Below are 12,670 nucleotides of genomic sequence, written 5' to 3' on the forward strand. Positions count from 1 at the left end.
GAGCGCGGCAGCGCGTCTCGAACCTTGAGGCCGTGGAATGCGCTACGTCACGCCGCCCGGCGATCAGCTCTAGCGGCTAAATCCGCCGCTCGGTAGTGGCGCGGGGAACGCGCCGCCGGATTGTTGCGTGGTCTGGGTCTGTTGCTGGGCCGGCGCGGCAGGCTGCGCCTGCTGGTCGTCGGCCGGCGGCGCGGTGGTGCGGCGGCGGACGATCTTCTTCGGCTTCGGATCCGGCGGCACCGCGGCGGGCGCACCCTCCTCGGTTGCGGCGTCGGGCGCAGCCGCCTGATCGGCTGGTGGCGCGGCCCGCTTGGCGTGCTTCCTGGCGCCCTTCGGCGGCTCAGCTGGCGGAGCCGGCTGGGCGGCGGCTGCCGCCGCGGCGTTCTGCTGGTCGAGCTGCTCCTGCTGCGAGCCCTTGTACAATTCCTTCGGCACGCCCTGCTCGAGGCCGGGCACGCCTTCGGGAAACACCGGCTTGCGGTCGCCCGGCAGCTTCTTCTTGGTGTCGAGGAAGTCGAGCATGTCGCTCGGGTCGAAATTGGCCATGCCGCCACTGCCGCAGCCGGCCAGCGCGCCGCAAAGCGCGGTGAGGACTGCGGCTGCGATCAGGCGTTGCGAGCGGCGCATGGTCGATCTCTCACTCAAACTCGGGTTTCGCGCCAAGTCAGCTCTCCAGGTCAGCTCTTCGCGACCGGCGGCAACAAGGCCTGCAGCGCTTCGGCGCGCGAACGCATGCTCGGCGGCGTCTCGCCGTCATTGGCAATCTGGTCGAGCCACTGCCGCGCCGCGGTGGCATCGTTGGCGCGCCAGGCCGACAGCGCCAGCAACTCGCGCGCGGAGTGACGGAACGTCGAATCCTTCGACGTCGCCACAGCCTCGAGCCGCTGCAGCATGTTCGGATAGGTCGTGGATTCCATCACGAGCTGCGCGGCGCGGATCCGCGCCAGGTCCTGGTCGGGGCCGCCGACGCTGCGGTCGGCTGCGATCTCGTCATAGAGTTTTGCGGCGGCCGGCTGATCGCGGGTCGCGACCTCGGCGGCCATGCGCAGCCGCGCCAGCGTGCGGTAGCCGGACGGCGCCTTGGTGACCAGGTCGGCAAAGGCAGCCGCGGCCTCGGCGTGCTTGTTCTGATCCGAGAGCTCGACGGCGCGGTCGAACGCCGCACCGGCCTCGGCGGCCTTCTTGGCCTCGAGATATTGGTAGCCGCGCCAGCCACCGACGCCCGCGACCACCAGGACCGCCAGCGCGATGATCAAGATCGAGTACTTGTCCCACAGCTTCTTGAGCTGATCGCGACGGACTTCCTCGTCTACTTCGTCAAATAATTCAGACACTTAAAGCTATCCCATCCCCTCGGGACCGCGAATCTGGGTGGAGCCCAGCCCCTACCCGATCCCCACATCGCGGCGGCGTTACCCTAACGGTGTGGCGGAGGCAAGGCAAAGCGAGGCGGATCAAAGCGTTAACCGGGGACGTTGTCCTGCCCGGATCACGCCCCCGCCAGCGTCTCCCGCAGCTGCCGCTTGATCACCTTGCCATTGGCGTTGCGCGGCAGCGGCGTTGTGCCGAGCGCCATGGTCTCCGGCACCTTGTAATCCGACAGGCGCTCGGCGCACCAGGCGCGCAGGCTTTCCGCATTCACCTCGCTGCGGGTCACGATCACGGCGTGGACGCGCTCGCCGAGCACCGGGCACGGCTTGGCGATGATCGCGCTCTCGACCACGGCCGGATGGCCGGCCAGCACCGACTCGACCTCGGCGGAATAGATCTTCAGGCCGCCGCGGTTGATCATGTCCTTCTGGCGATCGAACACGCGGACGAAATTGTCGGCGTCGACCGAGCCGAGATCGCCGGAATGCCAGAACCCGGCCGTGAAGCTTTCCGCGGTCGCTTTCGGATTATTCCAGTAGCCCTTGATCACGGAGGCGCTGCGGATCCAGAGCTCGCCGATCTCGCCGCGCGGCACCTCGCGGCCGTCGGCGCCCATCACGATGATCTCGGCGCCGGGACACGGCAGGCCGACGCTGTCGATATGGGCGGCGGTCAGTTCGCCCGGCATCAGGGTCGAGGGCGACGTCGTTTCGGTGGCGCCGTAGCAATTGGCGAGCTTCAGTCCGGGAATCTTGGCGTCGAGCTTTTCGATGGTCGCGACCGGCATCGGCGCGCCGCCGAAGCCGCCGATCCGCCAGCTCGACAGGTCATAGCTGTCGAAATCCGGCTGCATCAGGCAGAGATTGTACATCGCCGGCACCATCACCGTGTAGCTGACGCGCTCGCGCGCGGCCACCTTCAGATATTCCGACGCCTTGAACTCCGGCATGATGATCAGCGCGCCGGCACAGCGGGCCATGGTGGTGACGTTGGCGACCGCGCCGGTGACATGCGCGAGCGGCACTGCGGCAATCGAGCGATCGGCCTTGGTCAGCTTGAGGCAGGATGCGAACACCATCGAGGAGTGAATGATGTTGCAATGGGCCAGCATCGCGCCCTTCGGCCGGCCGGTGGTGCCCGAGGTGTAGAGGATCATCGCGGTGTCCTCCTCCATCACCTCCGCCGGCGCCGCGGCCGGAGCATTGTCGCGCAGGCGAGCGAATTGCGACGCGCTGTCGTCGCTGACCGCGATGCGGTGCTTCAGGCCGGGAATATCGGCGGCGGCCGGAATGCGGTCGGCAAGGGTGGCCTCGTGGACCAGGCACTTGGCGCCGCAATCGTTCAGCACATAGGCGATCTCGGGCTTCTGCTGGCGCGTGGAGAGCAACACCGTGACCAGTCCGGCATGCGCGGCGGCAAACATCGTCAACACGAACTCGATGCGGTTGCCGAGCAGGATCGCGACGCGGTCGCCGGGCGCAAGCCCGAGCTTTGAAAAGCCCGCCGCGACCTTGGCCGACTGCTCGGCGACGTCACGCCAGCTCATGCGCGTCGCGCCGCAGACCAGCGCCTCGCCGTCGCCATTCTGAGTAACCGCTTCAGCGATCATCGCCCACAGGCTGGCCGGCCGCTCCGCGAATGCCGGCACGACGCGGTCACCGAAGCGCGGCTCGAGCCGCATCAGCGGCAGTGCGTGTTGCGACCAGTCCATGCGTGCCTCGTCAGCTCTTCTTCATGCCGTAGACGTGCTCAGGCCCCGGGAAGGCGCGGCTCTTGACGTCGCGCGCATAGCCCGCGATCGCTTTCTCGATCGCGGGGCCGAGATTGCCATAGCGGCGGACGAATTTCGGCGCGCGCGGCGACAGGCCGAGCATGTCCTCCAGCACAAGCACCTGACCGTCGCAGGCCGCGCTCGCCCCGATGCCGATCGTCGGGACTGTGATCGACTGCGTGATCTTGCGCGCCAGCGGTTCGGCGACCGCCTCGACCACGATCGAGAAGGCGCCCGCCTCCGCAATGGCCTTGGCGTCGTTCTCGATCGGCGCCCAGCTCTCCTCCTCGCGGCCCTGGGCGCGGAACGAGCCGAGCGTGTTGATCGATTGCGGCGTCAGGCCGATATGCCCCATTACCGGAATGCCGCGCTCGGACAGGAACGCCACCGTCTCGGCCATCCGCGCGCCGCCCTCGAGCTTGACCGCGCCGCACAGCGTTTCCTTCATGATCCGCACCGCGGACTGGAACGCCTGCTCCTTCGACCCCTCATAGGAGCCGAACGGCATATCCACCACAACAAGCGCGGCCTGCGAGCCGCGCATCACCGCGCGGCCTTGCAGGATCATCATGTCGAGGGTGACCGGCACCGTGGTCTCGAAACCGTGCATGACGTTGCCGAGGGAATCGCCGACCAGGATCGCGTCGCAATGGCGGTCGACCAGTGCCGCGGTGTGCGCGTGGTAGGACGTCAGCATCACGATCGGCTCGCCGTTCTTGCGGGCGCGCAGATCGGGCGCGGTCTTGCGCTTGATGGCGGATTGAACAGACATAGTCAGGCTCCCATGACAGGCACGCCGATCACGACCGGGTGGAACGCAAACGCCAGCGCCAGATAGACGATGACACCGACCGCGATCGCGATCAGGTCGTTGGTCGGGCCGCCCACCGGGATCGGCGGCGCACCGGCATCGGCGCGGCGCTTCAGCGAGATCCGGTCATAGACCGCCCAGCCGAGAAACGAGCCGAACAGGATGATCGAGCCGAGGTCGCCATTGGCGAGCAGATGCGCGAATGCCCACAGCTTCACGCCCGCCAGCATCGGATGCTTCAGCGTGGTGTAGATGCGGCCGCGGATGTAGGAGGCGACGACGAGGATGACGGCGGGCAGCATCAGCGCCACCGTGATGTGCTTGAACGCGGTCGGCGGCGTCCAGACGTCGATCCAGCCGGTCGCACGGTAGTGGCCGAAACCCCAGATGATCAGCGCAAGGCCTGCGAACGACACCAGCGAATAGACGCCCTTGTAGGCCCCCTCGCCCATGGCATTGACGATGCCTGCGCGCAGGTCGCGCAGGCTGGTCAGCACATGGATGCCGAGGAACAGCACGAGACCCAGGATCATGACGAGCAGTCCCACGATGTTCCTCCCTGATTGATGCCCTCGCGTATCACCTTCAGACTGCGGAAAGCAATGCGTTGCGGCCTATGCCGTCATTCCGGGATGGCCCGCAGGGCCAGACCGCAGGTGCGCAACTGCGCACCGGGGATTCTCGAGATTACAGGGCGCACAAGCCAATTTCGAGATTCCCCGATGTGCAATTGCACATCTGAGGTTCGATGCTCCGCATCGCTCCGGAATGACGTTCCTCACGGCTTGCCGGCCGGCTTGGCGAGCTCCCGATTGTCGACATAGCGGATCATGATCGGGCGGCCGGCCAGCGCACCGCCGAGCCCGCCGGTGAATTTCAGCGGCAGGCAGGCATCCAGCGAGGCATTGATCGCGTTGAGGTAGGTGGTGCGGGTGTCGGCCGGGATACCCCGCGTCGAAAACGTCAGCCGCGGCGTGCCGATCATCTCGCCGGATCGCTTGAAGCTGAAGCGCACCGACATCTGCATGCCCGCACGCGCGTCGTCCGGCGGCGGCGGGGCCCAGCAGGAACGCAGCGCGGCGAAGAGATCGCCGATGGTATTGAGATCATGATCCGGCTTTCGGTACTTATCGGCCTGTCCCTCGGGCGGCACGGTCAGGATCGTGAGCTGGAGATTTTCGCCGTACGGATAATCCATCTCGGGAAAGCACGGCCCGGTGTTGAACACACTGCAATAAGACGGGATGCAAGGCCCCTCGTCGAGCACACTGCAAGGCGTGTGTGCGAACGGAGCCGGGTTGGTCTGCTGCCGCTGCTGCGCAGAGGCAGCGCTCGCGAACGCAAAGGCCAGCACGGCAAAAGCGAGACAGATGGCGACGCGTCGGAGCATGCAGACGGACCCGGATTGCGCTCCGGGGAACATGGTACCGCGGGCAGACCGCATCAAGCGGGGCCGGTTCACATCCTCGCGCTTCTCTCGCCACACCGTCGCTGTCATCGCCCGGCCCCGACCGGGCGATCCAGTATTCCAGAGACAGCGGTGATCGAACGGATAGGCCGCGGCGTACTGGGTCCCCCGGTCAAGCCGGGGGACGACAGTGCGTATGCAACGCTACGCCTTCTTCTTCACGTCCTTGACGTTGGAGAAGGTGATGCCCTCCGCCCGCTCGCGCGTGTAGCCGAGATAGAATTCGTTCTTGGCCATGAACACGGGATCGCCGTCGACGTCGTCGGCGATGCCGGAATTGTTGGCGGCGATGAAGGTGTCGAGCGCCTTGCGGTCGTCGGAGGAAATCCAGCGCGCCAGCGAGAATTCGGAGACCTCGAACTCGACCGGCAGCGAATATTCCGCGTCTAACCGCGCCTTCAGCACGTCGAGCTGCAGCGGACCGACGACGCCGACCAGCGCCGGCGCGCCGTCGCGCGGCCGGAACACCTGCACGACGCCCTCCTCCGACATCTGCTGCAAGGCTTCCTTCAGCTTCTTCGCCTTCATCGCATCGGTGAGGCGAACGCGGCGGACGATTTCCGGGGCAAAACTCGGCACGCCGACGAAGGTCAGATCCTCGCCCTCGGTCAGGGTGTCGCCGATCCGCAAGGTGCCGTGGTTGGGAATGCCGACGACGTCGCCGGCGAAGGCTTCATCCGCCACCGAGCGATCCTGCGCGAAGAAGAACTGCGGGCTCGACAGGCTCATGTTCTTGCCGGTGCGGACCAGCTTGGCCTTCATGCCGCGGCTGAGCTTGCCCGAGCACAGCCGGGCGAAGGCGATGCGGTCGCGATGGTTCGGATCCATGTTGGCCTGGATCTTGAACACGAACGCGCTCATCCGCGGCTCTGATGCATCGACCTTGCGCAGATCGGAATCCTGCGCGCGCGGCGCCGGCGCGAACTTGCCGAGGCCTTCGAGCAAGTCGCCGACGCCGAAATTGCGCAGCGCGCTGCCGAAATAGACCGGCGTCAGATGGCCCTCGCGGAACGCGGCGAGCTCGAACGGCTTGCAGGCCTCCGAGGCCAGCGCCAGCTCGTCCTTGACCTCGGCGACGTCGAGGTTGGGATTGCGCTTGCCGAGATCGGCGATGTCGATCTGCTCGGTGGCGCCGGTCTTGGCGCCGCCGCCTTCCAGCAGCCGCACGCCGCCATTGACGACGTCATAGGTGCCGAGGAAGTCGCGGCCGCGGCCGACCGGCCAGGTCATCGGCGTGGTGTCGAGCGCCAGCGTCTTCTCGATCTCGTCCAGCAGCTCGAACGTGTCGCGGCTCTCGCGGTCCATCTTGTTGATGAAGGTGATGATCGGGATGTCGCGCAGCCGACACACCTCGAACAGCTTGCGCGTGCGCGCCTCGATGCCCTTGGCGGCGTCGATCACCATGACCGCGGAGTCGACCGCGGTCAGCGTGCGATAGGTGTCTTCCGAAAAGTCCTCGTGGCCCGGCGTGTCCAGGAGGTTGAACACCAGCTCGTTGAATTCGAAGGTCATCACCGAGGTGACCACCGAGATGCCGCGCTCGCGCTCGATCTTCATCCAGTCCGACCGCGTGTTGCGGCGCTCGCCCTTGGCCTTGACCTGGCCCGCGAGGTTGATGGCGCCGCCGAACAACAGCAGCTTTTCCGTCAGCGTAGTCTTGCCGGCGTCCGGGTGCGAGATGATCGCAAAAGTGCGCCGGCGCGCCACTTCCTCTGACAGCGGCGAGCGGGACGGCGATTCGGCTGAAACTGAAATGTCGGACATGGCGGGCATTTGGCAGGGAAAACGGGCGCAATCAAGGGCGTTTTGTCGCAATGCGGAGCGGCGGCGCGATCCCCATATATGGCCGGAAAGGACGACCTTTCCCTCACCACATCACCCGCGGGGACGACCCTGCCTTATCCGGAGGGTTCGTTATGGCTTGGGCCATTCTGTTCACCGCAGGCCTGCTCGAGATCGGCTGGGCGATCGGACTGAAATATACCGAGGGCTTCTCGCGGCTGGTGCCGTCGGTGCTGACGCTGGCGGCGATGGCCGGCAGCGTGCTGCTGCTCGGCCTCGCGCTGAAGACGCTGCCGATTGGAACCGCCTATGCGGTCTGGACCGGGATCGGCGCGGTCGGCACTGCAACGCTCGGCATCATCCTGCTCGGTGAGCCGGCGACCGCGATGCGGCTTGCCAGCATCGCCCTGATCGTGTCGGGCATCGTCGGGCTGAAACTGGTCGGTTAATTACTTCAGGATTTGCACGACCCAATACGTCGCCGCGGCGACCGCGGCCGACGCCGGGATCGTGATCACCCAGGCGTAGACGATCGAGCTCGCCACGTTCCAGCGCACGGCGGAGAGCCGCCGTGCGGCGCCGACGCCGACGATGGCGCCGGTGATGGTATGCGTGGTTGAGACGGGAACCCCGAGATAGGTCGCGATGAACAGCGTCGCGGCGCCGCCGGTTTCGGCGCAAAAACCCTGCATCGGCGTCAGCTTGGTGATGCGAAGCCCCATGGTGCGGACGATCCGCCAGCCGCCCATCAAGGTGCCCAGCGCCATCGCGCTCTGGCAGGCCAGCACGACCCAGAACGGGATTTCGAAGGTGTCGCCGAGATGGCCCTGCGAGTAGAGCAGCACGGCGATGATGCCCATGGTTTTCTGCGCGTCGTTGCCGCCATGGCCGAGCGAATACAGCGACGCGGAGGCGAATTGCAGGATGCGGAAGGCGCGATCGACCGCGAACGGCGTCGAGCGCACCGAGAGCCAGGACACGATCGCGACCAGCACCAGCGCCAGCAGGAAGCCGACCAGCGGCGACAGCACGATCGCGAGCAGGGTCTTGGTCAGCCCGCTCCACACCGCCGCTGAGATGCCCGCCTTCGCCATGCCGGCGCCGACCAGGCCGCCGATCAGCGCGTGCGAGCTCGATGAGGGAATGCCTAAGCCCCAGGTGATCACGTTCCAGACGATCGCGCCGACCAGCGCGGCGAAGATCACGGTCGCATCCACCACCGACGGGTCGATGATCCCGGTGCCGATGGTGTTGGCGACATGCAGGCCGAACACCGCGAAGGCAACGAAGTTGAAGAACGCCGCCCAGAACACCGCATATTGCGGCCCGCAGCACCCGGGTCGAGACGATGGTCGCGATCGAGTTCGCGGCGTCGTGCAGGCCGTTCAGGAAGTCGAACAGCAGCGCGACCGCGATCAGGATGGTCAGAACCGGAAGACCCAGCGTGGCGTCCACGTGATGCCCCGCTTTATTGTGTTTTCTTGAGCATGATCTCCGCGCAAACGTGTTCCGCGTTTGTCGCGCCGGAAAACCGCTCCACACTTTTCCGGATCATGCTCAGACTTGCTCGATGACGATGGAGTTGATCTCGTTGGCGACGTCGTCGAAGCGGTCGGCCACCTTCTCGAGGTGGTCGTAGATCTCCGCGCCGACGATGAAGTCCATCGTGTTGGCGTTGCGGTGCTTCAGGAACAACTCCTTGAGCCCGATATCGTGGAGATCGTCGACCCGGCCCTCGAGCTTGGTCAGTTCCTCGGTGATCTGGGTCAGCATCGAGACGTTGTGGCCGATCGCCTGCAACAATGGCAGCGCGCGGACGACCAGATTGGCGCATTCGACGATCAGGGTGCCGATCTCGCGCATCGGCGGCTCGAACTCGCGCACCTCGAACAGCATCACCGCCTTGGCGGTCGCCTGCATCTGGTCGACCGCGTCGTCCATCGCGGTGATCAGGTTCTTGATGTCGCTGCGGTCGAACGGGGTGATGAAGGTGCGGCGAACCGCGGTCAGCACCTCGCGGGTGACGCTGTCGGCGTCGTTCTCGAACTGATTGACGCGCTGGCAGAACACCGGGGTCTCCTCCCCGCCCTTCAGCATGTCCTGCAGCGCCAGCGAGCACTGCACGGAGGTCTGGGCGTGGCGGGCGAACAGCTCGAAAAACCGCTCTTCCTTGGGCAGGAAGGCGCGAAACCAGCGCAGCATGTCTCTGTTCCATCATTCTGGGACAGCCCTTTTAGCGACTGTCACAGAACTGTCATAGAGCATCTGGCGGGGAAAAAACCTGAAACGACCGCCCGAACGGGCGGTCGTCCACCGCTATGTCGGCCGAAATCCTGCCCCTGCCCTTACAGCGACCGCCTGAGCAGATGGGCCAACTCGCCGACCAGGCCGCGGCGGAACAGCAGCACGCAGGCCACGAAGATCACGCCCTGGATCACGGTCACCCACTGGCCGAACCCGGCGAGATATTGCTGCATGGCGATGATCACGAAGGCGCCGACCACCGGGCCGAAGATGGTACCGAGGCCGCCGACCAGGGTCATCAGCACGATTTCACCGGACATCGACCAGTGCACGTCGGTGAGCGAGGCGTTCTGCGCCACGAACACCTTCAGCGAACCGGCAAAGCCCGCCAGCGTGCCCGACAGGATGAAGGCGAGCAGCTTGTACTGGTCGGTCTTGTAGCCGAGCGAGATCGCGCGCGGCTCATTCTCGCGGATCGACTTCAAGACCTCGCCGAACGGCGAGTTGATGGTGCGGTAGATCAACAGGAAGCCGGCGAGGAAGCCGACCAGCACCACGTAGTAGAGCACCATCGGCTTCGAGAGGTCGAAGATCCCGAGCAAATGGCCCTGCGGGATGCCCTGGATGCCGTCCTCGCCATGGGTGAACGGCGCCTGCAAATACAGGAAGTAAAGCAGCTGCGACAGCGCCAGCGTGATCATCGAGAAGTAAATGCCCTGCCGCTTGATCGAGATGTAGCCGGTGACGAGGCCGAGCAGAGCCGCCGCGGCGGTGCCGACCACGATCCCGAGCTCCGGCGGCAGCCCCCACACCTTCAGCGCATGCGCCGAGACGTAGCCGGCGGTGCCGAGGAACATGGCGTGGCCGAACGACAGCAGGCCGCCAAAGCCGATCAAGAGGTTGAAGGCGCAGGCGAGCAGCGCAAAGCACAGCGCCTGCATGACGAAGAACGGATAGATCCCCGTCCATGGCACCACCGCCAGCAGCACCGCCATCACGGCGAACACGATCATCTCGTCGCGCATCGCGCGCGGCGTCATCGGAAGTGTATCGTCGGTCAATGCTGACATATCAGGCCGCCCGTCCCGTCAGTCCCGTTGGCTTCACCAGCAGCACCAGCACCATCAGGACAAACACCACGGTGTTGGAGGCCTCGGGATAAAAATACTTGGTCAGTCCCTCGATCACGCCGAGCGTGAAGCCGGTGATGATCGAGCCCATGATCGAGCCCATACCGCCGATCACGACCACCGCGAACACCACGATGATGAGATCGGCGCCCATCAGCGGGCGGACCTGGTTGATCGGCGCCGACAGCACGCCGGCGAGCGCGGCAAGGCCGACGCCGAGCCCGTAGGTCAGCGTGATCATGCGCGGCACGTTGATGCCGAAGGCGCGCACCAACGTCGGGTTTTCCGTCGCGGCACGCAGGTAGGCGCCGAGCTGCGTCTTCTCGATCAGGAACCAGGTGGCAAGGCACACCACCAGCGAGAACACCACCACCCAGCCGCGATAGATCGGCAGGAACATGAAGCCGAGATTGACGCCGCCCTTGAGCTGATCCGGGATCGAGTAAGGCAGGCCGGAGGAGCCGAAATAGTTCTGGAACACGCCCTGCACGATCAGCGCGATGCCGAAGGTCAAGAGCAGGCCGTAGAGATGGTCGAGCCCGGTCAGCCATTGCAGCATGGTGCGCTCGAGGATCATGCCGAAGATGCCGACCACGACGGGGGCGATGATCAGCGCCCACCAGTAGTTGATGCCGCCCAGATTGAGCAGGAAATACGCCACGAAGGCGCCCATCATGTAGAGCGCGCCATGCGCGAAATTGATGATGTTGAGCATGCCGAAGATGACGGCAAGCCCGAGACTGAGCAGCGCGTAGAACGAGCCGTTGATCAGTCCGACCAGAAGCTGTGCGTAGAGAGCCTGCATCGAATGAGCTTTCGCTTAGATAGATGAAGCCCGCCGGCCACGCGCATGGCCGGCGGGCGTGATCGTCACTTCTTCAGGAGCGCACAGGTGCTCTTGTCGAGCGGCGTGAAGGCCTGGTTGCCCGGCACGGTGCCGACCAGCTTGTAGAAGTCCCACGGTCCCTTGGACTCCGAGGGCTTCTTCACCTCGAACAGGTAGGCGTCGTGGGTGACGCGGCCGTTGGCCTCGACCTCGCCCTTGCCGAACAGCGGATCGTCGGTCGGGATGGTCTTCATCTTGGCGACCACCTTGGCGCCGTCATGCGGATTGCCGCCGAGCGCTTCCAGCGCCTTGAAGTAATGCGTGAGGCCCGCATAGACGCCGGCCTGCACCATGGTCGGGGGCGCGCCGTTCTTCATCCGCTCCGAGAAGCGCTTGGAGAACGCGCGGGTGTTGTCGTTGAGGTCCCAGTAGAAGGTCTCGGTGAAGTTCAGGCCCTGCGCGGTCTCGAGCCCGATCGCCTTGACGTCGGTGAGGAACAGCAACAGCGCGGCAAGCTTCTGGCCGCCCTTGACGATGCCGAACTCGGCCGCCTGCTTGATCGAGTTGGTGGTGTCGCCGCCGGCATTGGCGAGGCCGATGATCTTGGCCTTGGAGGCCTGCGCCTGCAGCAGGAACGAGGAGAAATCGGCGGTGTTGAGCGGATGCTTGACCCCGCCGACCACCTTGCCGCCATTGGCGAGGACAACCGCAGTGGTGTCGCGCTCCAGCGCCGCGCCGAACGCATAGTCCGCGGTCAGGAAGAACCAGGTGTCTCCGCCCGCCTTGACCAGCGCCTGGCCGGTGGCGTGCGCCAGCATGTAGGTGTCGTAGGTCCAGTGCACCGTGTTCGGCGAGCACTGTGCGTTGGTGAGGTCCGAGGTCGCAGCGCCCGAATTGATGTAGACGCCGTTCTTTTCCTTCACGACGTTGTTGACCGCGAGCGCGACGCCGGAATTCGGCACGTCGACGATGGTGTCGACCTTGTCGACGTCGAACCACTGGCGCGCGATGGTGGTGCCGATGTCGGGCTTGTTCTGGTGATCGCCGGAGATCAGGTCGATGGTCCAGCCCTTGGCCTTGAGGCCGGAATCCTCGATCGCCATCTGCGCCGCCAGCGTCGAGCCGGGACCGGCGAGGTCGGCGTAGAGGCCGGACTGATCCGACAACACGCCGATCTTGACGACCTTGTCGTCGGCGGAGGCAATGCTCGCGACGCTGAGCGCCATCGCGGTGCCGAGCAGAAGCGCAGAAATCGTGTTCTTCATGG

General features: G+C 65.4%; 12 protein-coding genes and 1 pseudogene. 1 reads left to right on the forward strand and 12 read right to left on the reverse strand.

Annotation, left to right across the window (positions count from 1 at the left end; genetic code table 11):
- Window positions 1–69: 69 nt before the first annotated feature.
- The 7 genes from ACVINW_RS33525 to ACVINW_RS33555 form a co-directional block, all read right to left on the reverse strand.
- Window positions 70–627, reverse strand: a complete 558-nt coding sequence (locus ACVINW_RS33525; RefSeq protein ID WP_456755221.1) for a hypothetical protein — start codon at window positions 625–627, stop codon at window positions 70–72.
- 50 nt (window positions 628–677) lie between these two features.
- Window positions 678–1,334: a tetratricopeptide repeat protein gene (locus tag ACVINW_RS33530; protein WP_456755222.1), complete on the reverse strand. Its 657-nt coding sequence runs from the start codon at window positions 1,332–1,334 to the stop codon at window positions 678–680.
- Between the two features lie 155 nt (window positions 1,335–1,489).
- A complete protein-coding gene (locus ACVINW_RS33535; RefSeq protein ID WP_456755223.1) occupies window positions 1,490–3,082 on the reverse strand; it encodes a class I adenylate-forming enzyme family protein in 1,593 nt (530 codons plus the stop codon).
- A gap of 10 nt (window positions 3,083–3,092) precedes the next feature.
- Entirely contained in the window at window positions 3,093–3,914 is an 822-nt protein-coding gene (gene panB / locus ACVINW_RS33540) for a 3-methyl-2-oxobutanoate hydroxymethyltransferase (protein WP_456755224.1), read from the reverse strand.
- 2 nt (window positions 3,915–3,916) lie between these two features.
- On the reverse strand, window positions 3,917–4,501 hold the full coding sequence (locus ACVINW_RS33545; protein ID WP_456755225.1) for an NnrU family protein: 585 nt from the start codon (window positions 4,499–4,501) through the stop codon (window positions 3,917–3,919).
- Between the two features lie 230 nt (window positions 4,502–4,731).
- Window positions 4,732–5,343, reverse strand: a complete 612-nt coding sequence (locus tag ACVINW_RS33550) for a hypothetical protein (RefSeq protein WP_456755226.1) — start codon at window positions 5,341–5,343, stop codon at window positions 4,732–4,734.
- Window positions 5,344–5,565: 222 nt separating this feature from the next.
- Entirely contained in the window at window positions 5,566–7,185 is a 1,620-nt protein-coding gene (locus ACVINW_RS33555; RefSeq protein ID WP_456755227.1) for a peptide chain release factor 3, read from the reverse strand.
- Window positions 7,186–7,337: 152 nt separating this feature from the next.
- On the opposite strand from ACVINW_RS33555, the gene sugE reads away from it, so the two are divergent.
- Entirely contained in the window at window positions 7,338–7,652 is a 315-nt protein-coding gene (sugE, locus tag ACVINW_RS33560; RefSeq protein ID WP_456755228.1) for a quaternary ammonium compound efflux SMR transporter SugE, read from the forward strand.
- Here sugE and ACVINW_RS33565 read toward each other — a convergent pair.
- The 5 genes and pseudogenes from ACVINW_RS33565 to ACVINW_RS33585 form a co-directional block, all read right to left on the reverse strand.
- Window positions 7,653–8,658 (reverse strand): annotated as a pseudogene (locus ACVINW_RS33565) (anion permease).
- A gap of 102 nt (window positions 8,659–8,760) precedes the next feature.
- A complete protein-coding gene (locus tag ACVINW_RS33570; RefSeq protein ID WP_456755229.1) occupies window positions 8,761–9,405 on the reverse strand; it encodes a DUF47 domain-containing protein in 645 nt (214 codons plus the stop codon).
- Between the two features lie 143 nt (window positions 9,406–9,548).
- A complete protein-coding gene (locus ACVINW_RS33575; RefSeq protein WP_456755230.1) occupies window positions 9,549–10,517 on the reverse strand; it encodes a branched-chain amino acid ABC transporter permease in 969 nt (322 codons plus the stop codon).
- A gap of 1 nt (window position 10,518) precedes the next feature.
- Window positions 10,519–11,382, reverse strand: a complete 864-nt coding sequence (locus ACVINW_RS33580) for a branched-chain amino acid ABC transporter permease (RefSeq protein ID WP_456755231.1) — start codon at window positions 11,380–11,382, stop codon at window positions 10,519–10,521.
- Window positions 11,383–11,447: 65 nt separating this feature from the next.
- A complete protein-coding gene (locus ACVINW_RS33585; protein WP_456755232.1) occupies window positions 11,448–12,668 on the reverse strand; it encodes an ABC transporter substrate-binding protein in 1,221 nt (406 codons plus the stop codon).
- Window positions 12,669–12,670 lie beyond the last annotated feature (2 nt).

It is taken from the genome of Bradyrhizobium sp. USDA 4461, from assembly GCF_054055655.1.

What these genes read in the sequence shown, in the direction of transcription:
- ACVINW_RS33525 (WP_456755221.1), bottom strand. Translation starts at nt 627, where the DNA reads ATGCGCCGCTCGCAACGCCTGATCGCAGCCGCAGTCCTCACCGCGCTT.
- ACVINW_RS33535 (WP_456755223.1), bottom strand. Translation starts at nt 3,082, where the DNA reads ATGGACTGGTCGCAACACGCACTGCCGCTGATGCGGCTCGAGCCGCGC.
- panB (WP_456755224.1), bottom strand. Translation starts at nt 3,914, where the DNA reads ATGTCTGTTCAATCCGCCATCAAGCGCAAGACCGCGCCCGATCTGCGC.
- ACVINW_RS33550 (WP_456755226.1), bottom strand. Translation starts at nt 5,343, where the DNA reads ATGCTCCGACGCGTCGCCATCTGTCTCGCTTTTGCCGTGCTGGCCTTT.
- ACVINW_RS33555 (WP_456755227.1), bottom strand. Translation starts at nt 7,185, where the DNA reads ATGTCCGACATTTCAGTTTCAGCCGAATCGCCGTCCCGCTCGCCGCTG.
- sugE (WP_456755228.1), top strand. Translation starts at nt 7,338, where the DNA reads ATGGCTTGGGCCATTCTGTTCACCGCAGGCCTGCTCGAGATCGGCTGG.
- ACVINW_RS33570 (WP_456755229.1), bottom strand. Translation starts at nt 9,405, where the DNA reads ATGCTGCGCTGGTTTCGCGCCTTCCTGCCCAAGGAAGAGCGGTTTTTC.
- ACVINW_RS33575 (WP_456755230.1), bottom strand. Translation starts at nt 10,517, where the DNA reads ATGTCAGCATTGACCGACGATACACTTCCGATGACGCCGCGCGCGATG.
- ACVINW_RS33580 (WP_456755231.1), bottom strand. Translation starts at nt 11,382, where the DNA reads ATGCAGGCTCTCTACGCACAGCTTCTGGTCGGACTGATCAACGGCTCG.
- ACVINW_RS33585 (WP_456755232.1), bottom strand. Translation starts at nt 12,668, where the DNA reads ATGAAGAACACGATTTCTGCGCTTCTGCTCGGCACCGCGATGGCGCTC.